At 68.9% G+C, this 17,761-nt stretch carries 20 protein-coding genes and 1 pseudogene; 8 read left to right on the forward strand and 13 right to left on the reverse strand.

Annotated features, from left to right (window positions below):
• Positions 1-90 precede the first annotated feature (90 nt).
• The 4 genes from OG787_RS20900 to OG787_RS20915 form a co-directional block, all read right to left on the reverse strand.
• Positions 91-543, reverse strand: coding sequence for a hypothetical protein (locus tag OG787_RS20900; protein WP_405536006.1), 453 nt, complete (start codon positions 541-543; stop codon positions 91-93).
• A gap of 304 nt (positions 544-847) precedes the next feature.
• Positions 848-2,365 carry a LacI family DNA-binding transcriptional regulator gene (locus tag OG787_RS20905; protein WP_405536007.1) on the reverse strand — a complete coding sequence of 506 codons (1,518 nt, stop codon included), beginning with the start codon at positions 2,363-2,365 and terminating at the stop codon, positions 848-850.
• Positions 2,366-2,404: 39 nt separating this feature from the next.
• Positions 2,405-2,731 carry a helix-turn-helix domain-containing protein gene (locus OG787_RS20910; protein WP_123990764.1) on the reverse strand — a complete coding sequence of 109 codons (327 nt, stop codon included), beginning with the start codon at positions 2,729-2,731 and terminating at the stop codon, positions 2,405-2,407.
• A gap of 125 nt (positions 2,732-2,856) precedes the next feature.
• The gene (locus tag OG787_RS20915) at positions 2,857-3,114 is read right to left on the reverse strand and encodes a helix-turn-helix domain-containing protein (RefSeq protein ID WP_385134857.1); all 258 of its coding nucleotides are present in this window, start codon (positions 3,112-3,114) and stop codon (positions 2,857-2,859) included.
• A 475-nt stretch (positions 3,115-3,589) separates the two neighbouring features.
• On the opposite strand from OG787_RS20915, the gene OG787_RS20920 reads away from it, so the two are divergent.
• From OG787_RS20920 to OG787_RS20945, 6 genes are all read left to right on the forward strand, one after another.
• Entirely contained in the window at positions 3,590-4,444 is an 855-nt protein-coding gene (locus tag OG787_RS20920; protein WP_405536008.1) for a helix-turn-helix domain-containing protein, read from the forward strand.
• Positions 4,445-4,451: 7 nt separating this feature from the next.
• The gene (locus OG787_RS20925; protein ID WP_405536009.1) at positions 4,452-5,138 is read left to right on the forward strand and encodes a hypothetical protein; all 687 of its coding nucleotides are present in this window, start codon (positions 4,452-4,454) and stop codon (positions 5,136-5,138) included.
• Positions 5,139-5,446: 308 nt separating this feature from the next.
• The gene (locus OG787_RS20930; RefSeq protein WP_405540539.1) at positions 5,447-6,364 is read left to right on the forward strand and encodes a DUF2637 domain-containing protein; all 918 of its coding nucleotides are present in this window, start codon (positions 5,447-5,449) and stop codon (positions 6,362-6,364) included.
• Positions 6,365-6,488: 124 nt separating this feature from the next.
• Complete coding sequence (locus OG787_RS20935) at positions 6,489-7,094, forward strand: plasmid mobilization protein (protein ID WP_405536010.1); 606 nt, start codon at positions 6,489-6,491, stop codon at positions 7,092-7,094.
• A gap of 4 nt (positions 7,095-7,098) precedes the next feature.
• Positions 7,099-8,763 carry a mobilization protein gene (locus OG787_RS20940; protein ID WP_405536011.1) on the forward strand — a complete coding sequence of 555 codons (1,665 nt, stop codon included), beginning with the start codon at positions 7,099-7,101 and terminating at the stop codon, positions 8,761-8,763.
• A 111-nt stretch (positions 8,764-8,874) separates the two neighbouring features.
• Positions 8,875-9,267, forward strand: a complete 393-nt coding sequence (locus tag OG787_RS20945) for a hypothetical protein (RefSeq protein WP_070204410.1) — start codon at positions 8,875-8,877, stop codon at positions 9,265-9,267.
• 123 nt (positions 9,268-9,390) lie between these two features.
• Here the strand turns inward: OG787_RS20945 and OG787_RS20950 are convergent, their stop codons facing one another.
• From OG787_RS20950 to OG787_RS20960, 3 genes are all read right to left on the reverse strand, one after another.
• The gene (locus tag OG787_RS20950) at positions 9,391-10,089 is read right to left on the reverse strand and encodes a hypothetical protein (RefSeq protein WP_176162636.1); all 699 of its coding nucleotides are present in this window, start codon (positions 10,087-10,089) and stop codon (positions 9,391-9,393) included.
• Positions 10,090-10,186: 97 nt separating this feature from the next.
• Complete coding sequence (locus OG787_RS20955; protein WP_405536012.1) at positions 10,187-10,645, reverse strand: hypothetical protein; 459 nt, start codon at positions 10,643-10,645, stop codon at positions 10,187-10,189.
• Between the two features lie 105 nt (positions 10,646-10,750).
• Positions 10,751-11,437: a DUF317 domain-containing protein gene (locus tag OG787_RS20960; protein ID WP_405536013.1), complete on the reverse strand. Its 687-nt coding sequence runs from the start codon at positions 11,435-11,437 to the stop codon at positions 10,751-10,753.
• 613 nt (positions 11,438-12,050) lie between these two features.
• On the opposite strand from OG787_RS20960, the gene aspS reads away from it, so the two are divergent.
• Entirely contained in the window at positions 12,051-13,361 is a 1,311-nt protein-coding gene (aspS, locus tag OG787_RS20965; protein WP_070204407.1) for an aspartate--tRNA(Asn) ligase, read from the forward strand.
• On the opposite strand, the pseudogene OG787_RS20970 reads toward aspS, so the two are convergent.
• Positions 13,351-13,554, reverse strand: a pseudogene (locus OG787_RS20970) (flavoprotein); the annotation flags it as partial. The gene aspS and the pseudogene OG787_RS20970 overlap by 11 nt on opposite strands.
• A gap of 99 nt (positions 13,555-13,653) precedes the next feature.
• On the opposite strand from OG787_RS20970, the gene OG787_RS20975 reads away from it, so the two are divergent.
• A complete protein-coding gene (locus tag OG787_RS20975; protein WP_405536014.1) occupies positions 13,654-14,511 on the forward strand; it encodes a hypothetical protein in 858 nt (285 codons plus the stop codon).
• Here OG787_RS20975 and OG787_RS20980 read toward each other — a convergent pair.
• From OG787_RS20980 to OG787_RS21000, 5 genes are all read right to left on the reverse strand, one after another.
• Complete coding sequence (locus OG787_RS20980) at positions 14,499-15,356, reverse strand: aldo/keto reductase (RefSeq protein ID WP_405536015.1); 858 nt, start codon at positions 15,354-15,356, stop codon at positions 14,499-14,501. The genes OG787_RS20975 and OG787_RS20980 overlap by 13 nt on opposite strands.
• A complete protein-coding gene (locus tag OG787_RS20985; protein WP_070204404.1) occupies positions 15,290-16,486 on the reverse strand; it encodes a JmjC domain-containing protein in 1,197 nt (398 codons plus the stop codon). The genes OG787_RS20980 and OG787_RS20985 overlap by 67 nt, the downstream gene beginning before the upstream one ends.
• 85 nt (positions 16,487-16,571) lie before the next feature.
• On the reverse strand, positions 16,572-16,739 hold the full coding sequence (locus tag OG787_RS20990; RefSeq protein ID WP_167307964.1) for a hypothetical protein: 168 nt from the start codon (positions 16,737-16,739) through the stop codon (positions 16,572-16,574).
• Between the two features lie 147 nt (positions 16,740-16,886).
• Complete coding sequence (locus OG787_RS20995; protein WP_365406580.1) at positions 16,887-17,027, reverse strand: hypothetical protein; 141 nt, start codon at positions 17,025-17,027, stop codon at positions 16,887-16,889.
• A 176-nt stretch (positions 17,028-17,203) separates the two neighbouring features.
• On the reverse strand, positions 17,204-17,695 hold the full coding sequence (locus OG787_RS21000) for an ATP-binding protein (RefSeq protein WP_070204403.1): 492 nt from the start codon (positions 17,693-17,695) through the stop codon (positions 17,204-17,206).
• Between the last annotated feature and the right edge of the window lie 66 nt (positions 17,696-17,761).

Below are 17,761 nucleotides of genomic sequence, written 5' to 3' on the forward strand. Positions count from 1 at the left end.
GAAGGTCCTGCGCACACGATGAAGCGCCCGTGGAAGACCGAGCCCTTTTGAGGCCCGTTCAGACGGCCGGAGGGATCCGTTCTGGGGTGCTCAGTTCATCCGCTTCAGGTCCCGGGCGCTCATGCCGAACAGCACATTCGGCTGCTCGTACTTGAAGGTGTAGCCGGCGACGAGAGCGGCCGCGATGAACACACCATTGGTGACGTACCTGCCGGTTGCCCGCTGCATCACGTGTTTCACGGTGTAGCTGCTGACGGTAGGGGTCTTGATCGGCGTGATGTTCTCGCGCAGCCACTCTACGGTCTCCATCACCATGACCACGCCTCCGGCCAACTCCTCGCGGCGGGCCGCGAGTTCGGTCCGGGGCTGCTCGGCCGTTTTGCGCAGCGGATTGAAGACGCCGATGCCGAAGGAGTTGAGCCGCGGATGCTGCTGCATCACCTCGGCCAAGGCAGCGATCTGTCGGCGGGCCACCAGATACGGCGTTCCGGTGGTTGCTTGGTGGGCGTGAATCTCAGCCTTGCGGCGACGGTCCCTGGTCATCGTGTGCTCCATCTGGCGGGACGCCCCACGTCCACCCCGCCGCGGATACTTGGATGACCTGGCGGAACGCTGCTACGCGATTCGGGGAACCTTGTCTTCGCCGCCACGATGGACGTGGGCCATCATGACTCGGAGCGGGCAGGCGCGATCTGCCACGCACAGCGTACGCCCCAGGCCAGCCTTATCCCGGCAATTGGGGGAAATCCGCCGACGCCGCTCCAGGACCAGCGTCAAGGCCACCCAGCCACACACGTCGCGCGCTAGACGGGCTCCATTCGAGGTAACCGGACCCGTCTCCCGACCATCAGGCCATCGTCGTGGCGCGAGCGCGCAGCAGCCGATCGAGTACGGCGACCGGCGAGCGAGGGTGCAGGCCACGCCGGGCATCGAGCGCTGCCTCCCACTGATCGGTCAGGCTGGCCTTGAGGCGCTCGCGCATGCCCGGGGTCACGTGGGCGTAGCGGGCCGAAACCGAGCCGTCGATGTGGCCCATACGCTCGTCCATCAGCACCTTCTCGGTGCCGAGGTCTTCCATGTGCGTGCGATGGGAGTGGCGCAGGCCATGCGGGGTGAGTCCTCTGGCGACGGGCAGCCAGCAGGCGTCGGCCCGGCCACGGGCGTTGCGGCCTCGGACCGGGATGCCGGGCCAAGGCTCGCCGAGCAGCGGGACTGGGCGGGCCTCCTGAGGTGCCTTCTTCGGGTACCAGCCGGAGGTGGCCGGCGCGAACAGCCAGGTGGCGAAGCCGTTGCGGCGCCAGTGGGCGGCGTTCTCCGTCGGGACGCCTCCTCGGACGAACTTCAGCTCGGCTATGGCGCGTTCAACACGTACGCGGGTGTCCTCCCGTACCCGATCGGGGTGGTTAAGAACATTGGACACAGTGCCGCTGGAAACCTCCGCGCGGCGAGCGACGTCCACGAGCTTGGCGCCCGTGTGTCCGCCGGTGCGAGTGGTGCCCTGGCCACGGAACACGTACCTCTTCCCGTGGCAGGCGCACGGTGTCGGCTTCGTACGGGCGATGTGGTCGGCGACCAGGGCCGACAACCAGTCCGTCACGTCGATGGTGCGGTAGCTGTCGTCCTTGGGCGGGCAGCGGATCAGCTCGCCTGAGTCCAGCTCGTACAACTGGTGCTCCACCCGTACGGCGTCAGGTCGTGCGAACTCGGTTTCCAAGCCGACGATTTCGCCCCACCGCATGCCCGTGTATCCCTTGAGGATCACGGCGACGAACTCGTCGTCGCGCCCGGACAGCAGGGCCGTGCGTTCGGCGATGAGCAGCAGGCCGAGCGGATCGGTGATGACCTTCTCGGGTCCCCGGTCACGGGAACGGCCGGCGCGCTTGCCGCGTCCGCGTCGTTTGGTGGCCGGGTTGGCGGCGATGAGGCCCTCATCCACGGCGTCGGCCAGGATGAGGTGGAGCGTCGAGCGCCAGGTCTTGACGCTGGATGCGGCGTAGACGGACTTCTCCCGCTTCTCCCAGGTATCCACGTCTGTGCGGAGAATGCCAGCGAGGGCCTTGTCCTCGAACTCGGGGAGCAAGTGCTCCTCGATGTGGCGCCGGTAGTTCTGCATGGTGGATGCGGCCAGGTCCTGGGCGTCATACCAGCGGCTGGCGTACTCGCCGAAGGTCTCCTGTCCGGCGGACGGGTCGCGCCAGGTGCCGCGCCGGACCTTGGCCTCTTCCTCATCTGCGGCCTGCTTCGCCTCGCGCTTCGTGGCGAATTTGACCACCGCACCCGTCGGGTCGGCGACGGTGCCGTACTTGCCTTCGCTGACCTTGTACCTGCCGCGCCAGTAACTGCCGCGTTTCTCGGCGAAGCCCATGCCTCGTGCTCCCTCCTTCCTGTGGTCTGCCGTGTCGTGCTAGGCCGCAGTGCCGTACTGGGACCTGCGGGGTGGTCGGGCCTGGAGACGTTGCGCGGAGGGCATCGGGGACTGGGGCAGTCGCCCCGTACGCGATGACGTAGTTGTCGGCGCAGGCTGAGGCGTCCGGGGAGGGTTGCGCTGCGCGGACTGCGGGGCCGGCTCTTCGTGGATGCGGATGATCTCGGCGAGGTGTCCAGCGGTGAAGCGGTATGCGCGACCGACCCGCGTGTGCGGGATCAGGCGCCTTCGCGCACGGTCCTTGACCCACCAGGCAGAGCAGCCGAGCGTCTCGGCGATCTCTTCGGGGCGGTAGAGGCGGGGCAAGGATGCTTCGCCCTCAGCCCGGGGAAGCGGGCGTGGGAGAGCAGGTGGCGTTGCGGTGTGGTGCAAGAGGGGTGGGTCCTTACTCGGCTGTGGGATGGGGCGAGCCGCGGCGGGGCGAAGGCGGTTCAGACTGCGCGGAGGCCAGGCAGGAGCGCGGGTGCCGGAACGTGGAGGGCCTCGGCGATCGCGACGAGGTCGTCAACGTCACATCGGCGCTGGGCGCGCTCGATGCGGGACAGCATGGTGTTGGACATCGGGTGGCCGAGGGCTGTCACGCGGTCGGCCAACTGCCTTTGTGACAGGCCGCGTTCGGCGCGGAGGATTTCGATGGCACGGGCCGCCTGCATTCCTGCTGGCCCGATTTCCAATGAGCGTGGGGGCATGGCTCCAATTGAAAGGCTAGATCGCCGGTTTTGGTAACCGGAGATCGTCGGCTATGTTGCCCTCCGCGCCGTACGCTGCAGAGGGATTTCCGGGGGTCGGGAGGGGGAGCGGACGGGTGCGTCGATCGATGCCCTGACGTGCGGTGTTGTGTTGTAGCTTCCCCGTCGGCGGTGCGTCAACGGCTTGCCGATGTGATGCTTCTGGCTTCGCCTGACGGTCCGTTATTTCGGCAGCGGCGGATTCGGGTTTATAATTTTGGGAATGCCTGGCTCGTAGTAAGCGTTCGCCGTCAGCTGTCTGGTTTCTCGGCGGGAATGCTGGACTTGTGAGGCATGGATGTGGCTGTCTTGGCTATACGACGCCACCAGCCCTCCCCCGCGCCTTCGGCCGGGGCGGTGGGCCAACCCCCTCCCTGTGCACCGCCCGACAAGGGCCGACTGCACTCCCATGCCCTGACCTAGGAGCCGCCGCCCGATGAGCTACGACGCCCGCGAATGGGTGTGGGACCACAGCCGCAGCAAGGGCACCGCCCGCATGGTTCTCGCCCTGATCGCCGACCGGTGCCGCGACCGGCACTGCGTCGCGTACGCGTCCGTGCCCACCCTCATGAAACGCGCCAACGCCTCCCGCACCGCCGTACGCGACGCGCTCGCCAAGCTGATCGCTGACGGTGAGCTGGTGCCGCTCCCCGACCGCAAGGGACCCCGAGGCGAGACCTACTACCGCCTCCCAATCGCCGCCGAATTCCTGGCCGATGAGCGCCGAGAGGGGGACCGGAATCCGGCACCTCAAGGGGGTCGGAATCCGACCCTCGGGGGGTCTGAATCCGACCCTGCCGAGCCCGTCGAGGGGGGATCGGAATCTGACCCCGGGGAACAGATTCCGACCCCCAGGGGGTACGGATTCCAACCCGAGGGGGGTGCGGATTCCGACCCCCAGAACAGAAGAGAACCGAAGGTGAACGGTAGTAAGAGCAGCAGCAGCTCTACTCCGCTCATCTCCGCCATCGAGTGGCAGATCGACCCGAGCGCCCGTGCCTGGCTGCAACGCGACGGGCATCTCGATCGGCTCGGCAAGCAGAGCCTGGACGCCGCCGACGCGAAGTGGCGCACCTTCCGGAGCTCGTGGGATCCCCGCACCGCCGACGCGTGGGCCGCCGACTGGCGTGCGTGGATCGCTCGGGAACGCACCCCCGCCCCCGGCCGCCCGAACCTCTACGCCCTGCCCGGTGGCACACCCGCCCCCGCCTCGTCCACCGGCATGACGCGCTCCGAGGCGCACATGGCCGCCCTGCTCGCCGCCCTCGACGAACCGACCGGAACGGAGTAGACCGCCTTTGGACCGACGCGAAGTCGCCGCCGTCCTCGCCTACATCGGGCGCCTCGACCCCCGCACCATCCCCGCCGGCACGGGCAATGCTCGTGACCAGATCGTCCAGTGGCAGGAACTGCTCGCCGACGTGCCCTTCGCCACCGATCACGGCTGGGACGTCCGCGAGGCAATACGGGCCCACGTGCTCGATTCCCCGTACCCGATCCTCCCGGTGGACGTCGCCCGCAAGTGGCGCGCCTATCGCCGCGACCGTATGGAGCGGCACACCGATCCCACTCCGGACGCTGATCCGGACGACCCCGCCGCCTGGCGCACCGAACTCCTCGGCACCCGGCACGCCGTCGCCACCGGTGTGGCCGCGCCCTCCTCGCACCGACAGCTCGCCCAGGGCCCGCGCCGGGACATCGAGGCCCGCCTGGCCGTCGTCGGATCGTCCATCCCGCCAGCCGTCCGCGCGGCACTCGCCCCCTACCGGCCCGCGCGTGCCGCCCGCGAGGCTGCCGTCGCGGCCGGACAGCCCGACGCGCTCAGGGTCCCCTGCCGGTGGTGCCACGCCGACAAGGGCGAGCCCTGCCGCAGTCGGCGCCTCGGGCTCGACGGTCACGCCCGGGGCAACGCACCTCGCACGAGGCCGCACCCCACCCGTATGGACCTCGCTGTGGCGGAGCTGGCCCGGCAGGGCATCGCGTGACCGACGGCTGCCGTATCGGCGCCGGCGCCTGACCAACGCCCTCTCCGCCGCACCCCGCTCCCGCCCTCACCGCCCGTCGGCAGCGCCGATGCCATGCCCGGTCGGCTTCCTTGGCCCCCCTCATGCCCACCCTGGAGATATCTGACTTGCCCTCCCCCACCCCGATAGCCTCGGCCGCCTTCCCCAGCTCCGACACCCATCGTTCCCGCTACACCCGGCTCCGCACTCGCCTCGGCCGCCGCAGGGTCGCACGTGCCGAGGGCCATCGCGCGAACCGCGGTGCACGATTCACCCTCGTCGTCGGCCTGATGGCCGTGGTCCTCATGGCCTTCCGAGTCTCCTGGAACGCCTTGTCCGACGTGGCCCGCGCCATCGGCGCCGACCCAACCGCCGCCCTGTTCTACCCGGTCGTGGTCGACGGGCTGATGGCCCTCGCGCTGATCGCCACACTCGTGCTGCCCGATGCCGACCGGAAGTTCGCACTGCGGGTCCTGGCGACCTACACGATCGCCAGCCTCCTGCTGAACTACGTACACGGCCTCACCCCGGCCCTGCACACCATGCCGACCCGGTGGGGCCGACTGACCGACTGGGACCCGGCGAACTGGGCCCTCGTACTGCTGGCGACCTCGCTCCCGGTCGGGTCGATCTACTTCGGGTCGGACCTCGTCGCGAAGGTGCTGCACCACAACCCCGAGTCGGCCGACTCTGCCGAAGCGGTCGGACGGCAAGCCGCACGGTCGACCTCTGACCAGGCCGAATCGGCACCGAGGCAGCCGACCGAGTCGACCTCCGCAAAGGCTGCCAGGACGCCCGCGCCGAAGCCGACCGAGGCCACCCAGGCGGCCCCCACTACCCGACCGCTCCAATCGTCCGGCGCGGTTGAGTCGACCGAAACCGCCCCGCGCCGTGCGAGACGTCGGGCCCCCGCCACTGCCGAGTCGGCCGCCGACCGCCCCCGCACCGACGACGAAGTCCTCGCCGAGGCCCGACGCCTGACCACCGACTGGAGCGCCGACCAGCTGACCGCACAGAGCCTGCGCACCAAACTACGGATCAGCCAGAACCGCGCCCGCGTCGTGCGTGACCAGCTGAAGGCCGAACGCACCGACCGGCCGGACCCCGTCGCCCACGACGACATCAAGGCCGAACCTCTCGACGGACCCGACGAAGCCGCCTCCGAACACCAGAGGCATCTCGACGTAGCCCCCGTCGGCGTCGCCTGACCCCCGCAAACGCGCGCACCGCACCGCCCTTCCTGCTCACCCCGTGCCCAGGGCCAGACCAGTCCGGGGCACGGGTTGCGCAGCGCGAAGATCCTGACAACAGCACCCCACGGAGCACCGATCCATGCACGAACCGAACTACCGACTCCCCACACCCCAACCGGAGATGACCACCAGCCTGAACAGCCCAGCAAGTTGTCGGATAAGGAGTCCTTATCCGGCCTCCACCCCGCAGGGGGTGGAGGCGTCCGGCGCCGAGGCGGCACCGGAGTCGGCCGGCCCAGGGGGGCCAACCGGGACAGGGGGAGCCGAGTCGTCGTCGAGCGTGCCGCAGCAGCAGTCTGCCCCGCGTCGCCGTCTGCGTGACAAGCAGCTGCGCGAGCGCCGCGTCCACCCTCGCTACAACGACGACGAGTTCGCCCTAATCGTGAATGCCGCCGCCCTGAGCGGCATGGCCCTTGGCGGCTACGTGGCCGAGTGCTCGCTCGCCGCCGCCCGCACCGACGACCCCACCGCAGCGGTCGCCGACTACCGCGCCATGGTCAAGGCGCTGATGGCCGCCAACGGACGGCTCGGCATGATCGGCAGCAACCTCAACCAGCTCACATGGCACCTCAACAAGGACGGTGCCTGGCCCCACCCCGACGTCGTCCAGCGGCTCCTCGCGCGCGTCGAGGCATCCATCGCCGAACTGGACACCGCCGTAGCCCAGGTCACTGAGGGTCGGTGAGTGGGTGATACCCAAGATCATCCTGAGTGCGGGCCCGTATGCCACGTGCCGCACGATCGGCTACCTCTTCGGCAAGGGACGGGCCAACGAGCACATCGACCCCCACCTGGTGGCCTCCTGGAACGGCTTCGCCCCCGACCCCGGCCGCAGCCCTCACCGCGATCCGAAGGAGGCGATGGCCCAGCTCGTCGCCCAGCTCGACCAGCCGGTAAAGATGCTGGGGGACAAGGCACCCAAGGACACCGTGTGGCACTGCCCCGTCCGCGCTGCCCCCGAGGACCCGATCCTCACCGACGCCCAGTGGGCCGCCATCGCCCGCCGGATCGTGGCCGCCGCCGGCATCGCCCCCGACGGGGACGAGCACGCCTGCCGCTGGGTGGCCGTCCGCCACGCCGACGACCACATCCACATCGCCGCCACCCTCGTACGCCAGGACGGCCGCCGTCCCGAGCGCGGCTACGACCAGCGCGCCGTCCAGCGCGAGGCCCGCAGGATCGAAATCGATTACGGGCTCAGGCGGTTGAAGCAGGGGGATGGCACCGGTGCCAAGCGGCCCACCAGCAAGGAACACTTCAAGGCCAGGCGTCTGGGCCAAGACGCCGCCACCCGCGATGTGCTGCGTCTGCGGGTTCGCCGCGCGGTCGCCGCCGCGGCCGACGAGGCCGAGTTCTTCGCTCTGCTGGAAGCGACAGACGTGATTGTGCGCCTCAAGCTCGGCCCCTCCGGCGACGCGCTGGGCTGCAACTTCGCCCTGCCCGGTGACACCAACGACAAGGGCGAGCCGGTGTTCTACGCGGGATCCACGCTCTCCCCCGACCTGTCCCTGCCCAAGATCCGCAAGAGCCTCGCAATCACCGGCTCCGAACCGGCCACCGCCCGGCCGGGCAACCCGTGGCACCAGGCCACCGCCGCCGCCGAACGCATCCCCCACCACCTCACCCACGACGACGACCACGCCGCCCAGGGCCAGCTCGTTGCCCTCGGTGCGACGCTGGACCTGCTGCCGGTCGCCGCTCCGGCCGCGCTGAGGGCTGAACTCGAACGCGCCGCAGCCGCCTTCGAGCGAGCCACGCGCTCCCGCATCACCGCCGACCTCGCCAGCACCCGCGCCCTACACCGCAGCGTCCAGGTGATCTGGCGCGACCGCCCACAGGAGCGTGACGGCACGGGGTTGGCGATGCTCCTCGACTCCGTCCTTACCGCCGTGGCGTTCGCCGTGCACTGGCACCGCACCCGCCAGCACGCCCAGCAGGAAGCCGCCGCCGCACAGGCACTCGTCCACCTGCAGACCGTGTACGGGCAGGTCGCCGAGCCGGTCCTGGCGGGCCTCGCCCAACGCACCCCAAGTGACCAGACCAAGCGTCGCTTCGCCCATCACCTCCAGGAGGCGGTGCCGGAGCACGCCGAGCGCATCCTCAACGACGTCTCCTGGGACGCGCTCGCCACCGTGCTCGCCGAGGCGGAGGCCGCCGGGCACAACGCGGCCACCGTCCTGGACCAAGCCCTCGGACAGCGCACGCTCGACGACGCCCACAGCCCGGCCCGCGCGCTGACCTGGCGCATACGGCGTCTCGGCGAGCGTCACGTCCCCAGCCCCCGCGCCCAGGCAGCAGCCCACCCCACAGTCGGCGTTCCGCTCCAGCAGCGGCCTCCCGCGCGGCGGCGCTGACCCGCAGGCGCGCGGACTGTAGCCGACGATCCACGGCTACCGAAACCGGGGATCGTCCGGAGCATTCGTGCCCCAATCCCGACTCCCACTTCCCGGAAGGAACCCCCCTGCATGGCCCAGACCGAAATCCGCCCCCGCGTCGTCATCCTCCTCGCCGACGTGGATCCCTCCCGCTGCGATGAACTTGGTCGTCTGTACCACCGCGACGGCCGCCCGCTCACCGGCATCGAGCACGACCTGCTCTCCACCAGCACCTCGGACGAGATAGACATGGCGGTCGTGCACGGCCTGCCTGACGAGGCTGGCTGGATGAGCGAAAGCACCCTCGTGGGGAGGGCCCTCGTCAGCCTGTACATGAAGTACGCGTACCTGCTGCCCGACGACTCCCTGGACAGTGTCTACGACCTCATGACCGACGAGGACTACGCGGAGTTGGAACGCCTGTCCGACATCCACAGCACCCTGCGCGCGCCCGAAGGGCACGCCGAACTCGAAGAAGACTGACCACACACGGGCGGCACTTCAGGACTCCACCCACCGGCCGACACCCTCAGACCACGAACCCTGGCCCCACATGCCGAAGGCCCGACCGGAGACACCGGCCGGGCCTTCGGCATGCACGCGAACTCACGTGGTCACACGGGCTTTCGCCACCGCCTCCTCCACATGGGCATCGACCAGCGCGGGCGAACCCGAGACCACCGCAACCACCATCCCCACACGAACAGCTGTCTGCTTGACGACCTGGCTACGTCCTCCCGCCGTGAAGGTAAGCAGTTGGCCCCACTGCTCGTCACCCAACCTCGGGGCGGGCACCTCGTGGGCGGTGACCGTGACGGCCGTGCTGCCGGCGAGGACCCGGTAGCTGGAGCAGGAGGTCATCGCCTCGAAGATCCGGCCCACGCCACTGGAGAGCTCGGCCGCGGTGCCGCTGTACAACTCCTCAGAGACCTCCGAGCCGTTGCCGCTTGCGTAGGTGAAGGAGACCTTCGCCCGGCGCGGGAAGCCGAGGCTGCCGCCGGCCGCAGTGTCAGCGTCGAGTTCCTCCAGCGCGGGACAGCCGGTCACCTTGACGTCAGCGTGCCGACCGGGCAGCTCTGCCTTGCGGGCGTAGCCCTCGCCCAGGTCGCCCTCGTCGAGAAGCCGCTTGGCCAGCCCGGCTGAGGACAACGGCCCGGCAGCCGGGGTGTTCCTGCCCTCCTGGCGTCCGGAAACGGAGGCGGAAGACGTCGGGTCCGTGGCGCGGGTGCTGTCGTTGGAGCAGGCCGTCAGGACCAGGACGGACACAGTGCCGAGGCAGAGCGCGGCTGTGGTGGGAAAACGCATGTGGAACCCCCATGTTGGTGCGGAGCGAACGGTCTGACCAAGCCGGCTCTCCGGGGCCGGCGATGTGGAGGGGAAGGGAAGGGGGGTTTCGTGGGAGTCAGTGGCCGAGGTGGCGTAGCCCGTCCTCAAGGGTGGGGTGCCAGTGGTCGGCCGGACCGGAGTGGCGGTTGTACCAGGCCGCGTCCAGCCCCGGCTCCCGCGCCGTGTGGCCGACACGGCAGCGTAGCCACACCGAGTCGTCGCGCAGGCAGAGGACAACCCAGTTCCGGTACGCGCCGCACGCGGGACACTCACGTACCTCGCCGTCGACGACGAGCGGCTGGTCCCAGCGCGTCATGAACCCGGCGACGTCCTGGCGGGACGGCGCCCTGAATTCCGGCGGCAGGAAGTCGGCTTCCGGCGCAGCCTCCGCAGTGTCTTGGGTGGTAGCGGCGACCGGGTCGGGAGCATCGGGCCAGGGCATTTCGGTGTGCGTCTGCAGCAGCGCCTGGATCTCACGCTGAGCATCACGGAACTCACGGTCGGCGCGAACACGGCACCGAAACATTCGGAACATACGGGTCTCCATCTCTGCCGTCTGGCGAGTGCGGGGAACCGGCCGCTCAGGGAAATCTGCGGTCGGCAAGGAGCGGCACAACAGCCACCCCTGGGGCGCGGGCCGTCAGCTGCGGCGGACGACCATGAGCCGGCCCTCGGCGTCCTTGGGCAAAGTGCGGCGGGACACCACGGCCGGCGAGGCCAGCGAGGAGGCGAAGGCGGCGACCAGATCATGGGGGACACCGGCGCTGAAACTGGCGCACCACAGATACGGGGCGCCGAGAACGGGTTCCGTCCACGCCTGCCAGCTCATCAAGCCGGGGCGCGGATCGGCGTCCTGGACGAGCGGCGGCTGCAGCCCCAGGGAGAAGGTGGCGGAGAACCCGGGGTCCATGGCGGTGGTGTGGGGACTGTCCAGGTCACGGACCCAGCCCTGGGCGCCAAGCGCGTTCAGGACCGTCTCGGGCCCCTCGTAGCCGATGTCGGGCGCCTCGCGGGTGTCGACCGCAACGAGGAGGTCGGCGAGTGCCTCATACGGGATACCGGCGGTGAAGTACGCGTTCCACGATGTCATCACGGAGTCGGCGTCCGGGCGGGCGCTCAGTTGCCAGGCCACGGGCAGCCCGCCCAGTTCGAACGGGTAGGCCGCGAGGACCCACTCGGCACCGCACAGCCCGTCCGGGCTTACGTACAACAGGGTGTCGCGGGAGGTGGGCCACATGTGCCAGCCGAGACCGGTCAGGGAGGACCCGATCTGCTCGGCGAGTACGCCGTCGTCACCAGCCAGGTGCCGAGGGGTGACCCAGTACAACGGCTCCTGCGAGTCGGGGCGGAGGGGGTCACTGGGGTGGTGCGGGTACAGGGGCGCCTCCGTGGGTTCGGGGGTGGGTGTTCTGGCGGGGTGTGTACGTTGACATGGCTTGCGGCCGGGTACCAGTCATTTCCGGGGATTTCCTGTCTGCCAATGGCGAACTGGAAAGAAGGCGGACAAATTTACCCTCGCACGTAGGGGCCGGCTCCCTCGTCCTGCCTGAGTACGGAAGGGGCAGACGGCATGACGACGAGCGAGTAATCCGTGTTCCTTCCTGCGTCTCTGGCTGCACGCCCGTCTTTTTGATTGCTGCTGTCACCGCCCGCTCCGTATCCTGCTGGGCAACGCGTTGACGGAGACGAGTACCCACAGATCACGCGAGCAGAGAGAGCCGCTGGAAGCTGGGAAGGCGGTCTCGCGTCCTGTAGTGAAGACCCTCCTGAGCGCGGGGAGGAACGACCCCGTTTGGTGGTTCAATGCCCCGCCGGCTGGCCCCCGTCACTGGGCCTGAACGAGGCCGCCACCTGGTGGCGGCGAAAGTGCGGTGGTACCGCGAGTTGCCCTTCTCGCCCGCACTCCCAAGGGATCATGACGACGTCCTTCGGAGGACCGAATGATCCACAGCCGCGTACCCGTCTCCGACCTGCGAGAACACGTCGGCCGTACCGTTTCCGTCTGCGGATGGGTGAACACGCTCCGCCTGCAGCGCCACATGCAGTTCGTCATCGTGCGCGACCACACCGGCATGGTGCAGGTGACCCACAAGCGCGACAACGGGCCGCTGGAGGCCCAATTTGAAGCTCTCACCCCCGAGTCCGCAGTCAAGATCACAGGGCGCGTCGTCGACGCAGCCCAGGTCAAGCTCGGTGGCCTCGAAATCGTCCCCGAGGCTGTCGAGGTTCTGAACCCGGCCGTGACACCGCTGCCCATCGACGAGCACACAGGGCTGGAGCAGAGGATGGACTGGCGCTTCCTGGACGTGCGCCGCCGTCCTGCCACTCAGTTGTTGTTCGCCGTGCAGACCACCCTGGAACAGGGCATGCGCGAGTACGTCTACGCGCAGGGCGCCACCGAGATGCACACCCCCAAGCTCATGGGCACTGCCTCGGAGTCCGGCGCTGAGGTCTTCGAGGTGGGCTACTTCGGCCGCAGCGCCTACCTGGCGCAGTCGCCGCAGTTCTACAAGCAGATGGCGATCGCGGCCGGCATCGACAAGGTCTTCGAGATCGGGCCGGTCTTCCGCGCGGAGCCGTCGTTCACCTCCCGGCACGCCACCGAGTTCACGGGCGTCGATGTGGAGCTGGCGTGGATCGACGGCGTCGAGGACGTGATGGCGTTCGAGGAGCAGATGCTCGCCCATACGATCGCCAAGGTCGCCGACGCGCACGGCGAGGCGATCGCCGAGCACTTCGGCGTTGAGGTCACTGTGCCCACGACGCCCTTCCCCCGCGTCACCATGGCCGACGCGCAGGAGATCCTGCGTAAGGGTGGCTGGGACCCGGCAGGGGTGAAGGAAGACCTGGACCCGGAAGGCGAGCGGAGCATCTCGGCCCACATCGAGGAGGCCACCGGGCACGAGTTCGTGTTCATTACGCACTACCCGGTCGGTATCCGGCCCTTCTACCACATGCGGGCTGCCGATGACTCGAGCGTGACCTTGAGCTTCGACCTGCTGTGGAAGGGCCTGGAGGTCACCACCGGCGCGCAGCGCGAACACCGGTACGACGTGCTGCTGAAGCAGGCCGCCGAGAAGGGCATGAGCCCCGAGCCGATGCAGGACTATTTGAACGCGTTCCGGTACGGATGCCCGCCCCACGGCGGCCTCGGCATGGGTCTGGGGCGAGTGCTGATGGTGATGCTCGGGCTGGACTCCATCCGCCAAGCCAGCTTCCTCTTCCGCGGGCCGAACCGGCTCACTCCGTAGCCAGCCGCACGGACAATCTGGGCTTGAGCAGTTTCCAGCGCCTCCTCTCAGCTGGCCAGTCCGCCCCGCCCCCGGCCTTCGGGCGGTGGGGCTCGGACGAACCGATCAGGACGCCCATCTCGTGCAGCCGCTCCCAAACTCAGGCCGTAACGGGGTGGGCAGCCTGAGCAGAGTTCAGAAACGGTAGGAGGGCGGTGAGGACCCTGCAGTCGGATTATGAAGTGGCTGGTGGCTACCGCTCGTACTTCGGCAAACAGGCGCCTCTCACCGCGCCACTGCTACGGTCGCGTCCATGACGCTCTCGGTCTCCACGGGTCAGGCTGTCGACCTACGTGTACAGCCGGTTGGCGAGGTTCTTGATCGCGTCGAGCGGTCTCTCCAAGCGGGGCTGCTCCCGGGCACGATGGTGCGTAAGCGCCGATCTGTGGGGGCCAGAACCGACCGCGACACCTGGGTTCGGATCGAGCGGCGCCTGCTCGACAAGATCTCCGACCAGGGGTGGAACGGGACTGAGAGTGCCGCTCGTCTGAAGGGCATCGCCCAGCCCGAATGGCACGGATGTGTGGTCTGGCGGGCCCCGGACGGGTCGGTGATGTGGCGAGCCGATGAAACCGATCTCCTGCCAGGTGCTCCTGTCGGAAACGCCATCCTGAGTGAAGCCCCGGAGCTGCCGGACGACTGGTGGGGCGCACTGAACGCGTCGTTGGACGCGCTGGCGAAACAGAGCACGAGGCGGGTCGCCACGCCGGACACCGAGACCGTCACCCAGGCCCTCGTCACCGAGTCTGTCCGTGGTGTTTTCTCCGGCGATTTCGATACGACCATCGAGCAGTGGGTGCCAGCCCACGCGGACTTGAACTGGGCCAACATGACGGCTCCGGCGTTCAGTCTCTTCGACTGGGAGGACTGGGGTAACGCGCCGCTGGGGCTGGATGCGGCCTCGCTGTGGGCGAGTTCCCTTGCTGTCCCGGCTCTGGCCGATCGCGTATGGCACGAGCGCCGGTCCGACTTCGAGAGCCGGGACGGCAAGGTGATGACGCTGTTTGCCTGCTCGAAGATCCTCGGGCCGTACGCGCACCCGGAAGACCCTCGGCTGGAACCCGCCCGGCGCATCGCCGAGCAGGTCATCAAGGAGCTTCAGGCCGGCTGATCGTGTGAACGGTCTCGCAGGAGACTCCGGTACTCCTGGACCGTTCGTTCCTCGACCTCTCCGACCAGGGCGCCGACGAGTTCACCCAGATGGCCGGGCTCCTCAGTGCTCACAGCCACAGTGTCCACCCTTGGCAGGTGATAGGCGGCTATGAACGCCGCCTGCACACGCGAGAGTTGACGGCAGTCACCGAGGAAGACACGAGGGTCGATCTTGGCCCACACCGAGTCGCTGGTGCTGCCGCCGAAGGGGCTCATGCCCCATACCTCGCTGGGGTCCAGGTCCCACGCCTTGATGAGGGTGTCCGCGGCGTCCAGCGTTCTGACTCCGACGAGTAGGCCGGCGCGGACCATGAGGGTCGCTGACCTCGGTACGGCCGGGCCGATCAGTCCTACCAGGGGTGATGGATCCCAGGATGCGATGCCCCAGGCGGCGCACAGGCCCTTGCTCGTAGCGTCATCGAGGGCAGCGCATGCTTCTGCTAGCACCTCCTGGCCATGCAGGCCAGCCTCGCGGAGCGAGTGTTCCGGGTTGTGCAGGAACACCAGGTCCGGCTCCTGCCCCAGGTCCCCGGCCGCCTGTTCCACGGCCGCGTGCAGCCGTACGGGATCCAGGGAGTGCTCCGCCCCGCCCGGTCCCGGGAAGTAGCCCACCTTCGTGGAGACCGTGAACTTCGGCAGCAGGTCTCCGGCCGTCTGCGCCAGGACCTGATGCGAACGGAAGCCGAGGTAGTTGGTGCTGGTGTCGAGTGCTGTGACGCCGAGGTCGAGCGCCCCGGTCAGGAGCCGGCGTTCGTGACGAGACCGGTGTAGCCCGAGAACAACTCGGGGGTCAGCACCGCGCACAGCTCCTCCTTCACCAGGATCTCAGCGACCTCCATCACTTCGGCCCCGGCGACGGCCGCAGCCTGTTCCAGCTCGACCGGCCTACCACTGAGCAGCAGACGCAGGGCAGGCAGTGCCTTGGCCGCGAGGGTGAGCTTCTTCCCCGAGGCCACGAGGTCGACGGTCTCTCCGTGCTCGTGAATCTGGGGCGGGAAATGGGTGGTGCACACCACGGCGTCGAGCGGCCCGAGTATGTCGAGGAACGGCACGTGCCGAGGCAGGGTCGTCGCCTGCTCGTATGCGTCCAGGAAGTCGGCCGGCGGGCGCTCGCTGACCAGTTGGGCGGCGGCCTCGGTCAGGGCGTCGGTGCCGGTTCCGTGCTGGCGGTCGAGGTCGTGGCGGAAGATCTCGTGTTCGCGGCACCAGTCGCCCAGCCACGCGAGCCAGCTCGCCCCTGTGCGTTTGGTGATGCCGAACGTGACGTGAAGGCTCTTGCCGGAGCCGCTGCCGGTCCGTGTCGCCTGATGCCAGTGGCCCCGCGGAATGTGCATGACGTCGCCGGTCCGCATCAGACCGGACCAGATGATCTCGTCGCTCGGAGTGCTGTTGGGGTCGGCGTCCCGGTACATCGGGACCGGACGGGAGGTCGCACGCACCTCCCACTCCTTCTCACCCGCCAGCTGGACGATGACGACATCGTGGTCGTCCCAGTGCAGGGGGAAACCGGAGGCGTCGTTCGTCGTCAGGTACGCGTTGACCTGGACTCGCTCGCGGGACCACCACTGCAGGGCCCGGCAGGCGGCCTCCATCGTCGGATCGAAGACGTTGGCCTGGTCCATGATCACCGTCGCGCCTTCGCCCAGGAGCCTGCCCAGGCTGCGCATGTTGACCATGGAGATGCTCTGGCCACGGGGGCTGACGCTGTCGGTGTAGTAGATGGCCGGGTGGACCTCCTCGCCCTTCTGGAAGCACCGGAACTGCGGGCGGTTCAGACTCCTGCGCATCGCGATGTCGAGCAGGCGGTTCGGGGTCATGATGCGGGAGACGAGTGCGGGGTCGTCCATGCTCCCGCGTACGAAGTCCTTGCCCAGCTCCTCGGCCCCGCTCCAGCCGAGCGCTGCCTCGATGGCGCTGATCAACCGGTGTTCCATCGTGCGTCCTCCATGGGTTCGACCACTGATGCGGACACGGTGAGGGCCGGCGCGGCCGACCGCGCCGGCCCTCACCGCTTGGTGCTTACTCGCTGTCGTGCAGGTTGCCGTCGCCACCCGGCCATGGCGCGTCGCCGGAACTGCCCTGGTTGTCCGACCGGAGGCTGTCGTACCGGTCGTGGACGGCGGTCAGCTCTTGCACCGCTACCAGGAGGCCGCTCCGGGCCGGAGGCGGTGTCGTGGGCTCTGCCACCTCGTACTCCTTCCTCTTCGGTTCTCCCGTCAGGGCTCCGACGGGAGGTCTATGGCCGCCCCACGGCGGTGGGAGACGTGGGTTGCGGTGGGGCGGCAGTCATTGGCAGCTCGATGAGCGGCAGTCCGAGACTGGGGACAGGGCAGGTCAGCGGTGGTTCGGCAGGCCGCCGACGTCCTCGCGCATGTTGATCTCCAGAACGCGCTGGTCCAGCTCATACAGACAGGCACGGCAGGCGTAGAGAGCCGCGTGCATGCCGCTCGACCGGACGGGCCCGATCCACGTCACTTCGACGTCGTCACGTCCGCACCACAGCCAGCACTCGCCTCGCGCCTGCCACTCGTGGCGGTCCCATAGCGCGTAGTCAGTGGGCTCTCTGGTGACGGGGTCGATGTCTCGGCGGGTGGGCCGGAAGACCACGTCGGGATCAGGAAGCGGATTCGCTCGTAAGGTGTGCCGTCCCATCACGCGACCGCCAGAGTGAGCGACTCGGGCTCAGCTACCACGCCGCGCTTCGGCCGTAGCGCGAATAGCCTGCGCAGAACGGCAGCTCGGATGGCAGGCGCCGCTTTGGGAAGCGCGATCTCCGCCCATACGCGTTTGCCCTGGCCGACGGGTTCCCAGGCACACCGCGAAGCGAGAAGCTCGACCAGCGCCAGGCCGCGCCCGCTCTCGTCGTCGGCCTGGGCACAACTCATCTGCGGAGCAGCAGGGTTGTCGTCGAGTACGTCGATCACCAGGCGGCCGGGCCGGTGGTACAGCGTGACGGTGACGGACCCTTCCCCATGGACCACGGCGTTGCTGACGAGCTCGGAGGCGACGAGACGGATGGCGTCAGCCGCGTCGTCGTTCAACGGCACACCCCACGCACGCACCTTGTCGACGACCGTGCGCCGGGCGAGGGAAACTTCCCTCTCCTCACCCGCGAGGACGAACCGATGGACGAGCGTGGGCATGGCGGACGCCTCCGAGGAGTTGGAGAGCGGCTCCGTCCCCTGACGGGGAAACAGGGGCGGAGCCGC

It is taken from the genome of Streptomyces sp. NBC_00075, assembly GCF_045041225.1.
GTDB lineage: Bacteria > Actinomycetota > Actinomycetes > Streptomycetales > Streptomycetaceae > Streptomyces > Streptomyces adonidis.

Coding starts and splice junctions, on each gene's coding strand:
- OG787_RS20900 (WP_405536006.1), bottom strand. CDS start 543: ATGACCAGGGACCGTCGCCGCAAGGCTGAGATTCACGCCCACCAAGCA.
- OG787_RS20950 (WP_176162636.1), bottom strand. CDS start 10,089: ATGCGTTTTCCCACCACAGCCGCGCTCTGCCTCGGCACTGTGTCCGTC.
- OG787_RS20945 (WP_070204410.1), top strand. CDS start 8,875: ATGGCCCAGACCGAAATCCGCCCCCGCGTCGTCATCCTCCTCGCCGAC.
- aspS (WP_070204407.1), top strand. CDS start 12,051: ATGATCCACAGCCGCGTACCCGTCTCCGACCTGCGAGAACACGTCGGC.
- OG787_RS21000 (WP_070204403.1), bottom strand. CDS start 17,695: ATGCCCACGCTCGTCCATCGGTTCGTCCTCGCGGGTGAGGAGAGGGAA.
- OG787_RS20975 (WP_405536014.1), top strand. CDS start 13,654: ATGACGCTCTCGGTCTCCACGGGTCAGGCTGTCGACCTACGTGTACAG.
- OG787_RS20915 (WP_385134857.1), bottom strand. CDS start 3,114: ATGCCCCCACGCTCATTGGAAATCGGGCCAGCAGGAATGCAGGCGGCC.
- OG787_RS20985 (WP_070204404.1), bottom strand. CDS start 16,486: ATGGAACACCGGTTGATCAGCGCCATCGAGGCAGCGCTCGGCTGGAGC.
- OG787_RS20920 (WP_405536008.1), top strand. CDS start 3,590: ATGAGCTACGACGCCCGCGAATGGGTGTGGGACCACAGCCGCAGCAAG.
- OG787_RS20905 (WP_405536007.1), bottom strand. CDS start 2,365: ATGGGCTTCGCCGAGAAACGCGGCAGTTACTGGCGCGGCAGGTACAAG.
- OG787_RS20930 (WP_405540539.1), top strand. CDS start 5,447: ATGGCCGTGGTCCTCATGGCCTTCCGAGTCTCCTGGAACGCCTTGTCC.
- OG787_RS20935 (WP_405536010.1), top strand. CDS start 6,489: ATGCACGAACCGAACTACCGACTCCCCACACCCCAACCGGAGATGACC.
- OG787_RS20955 (WP_405536012.1), bottom strand. CDS start 10,645: ATGTTCCGAATGTTTCGGTGCCGTGTTCGCGCCGACCGTGAGTTCCGT.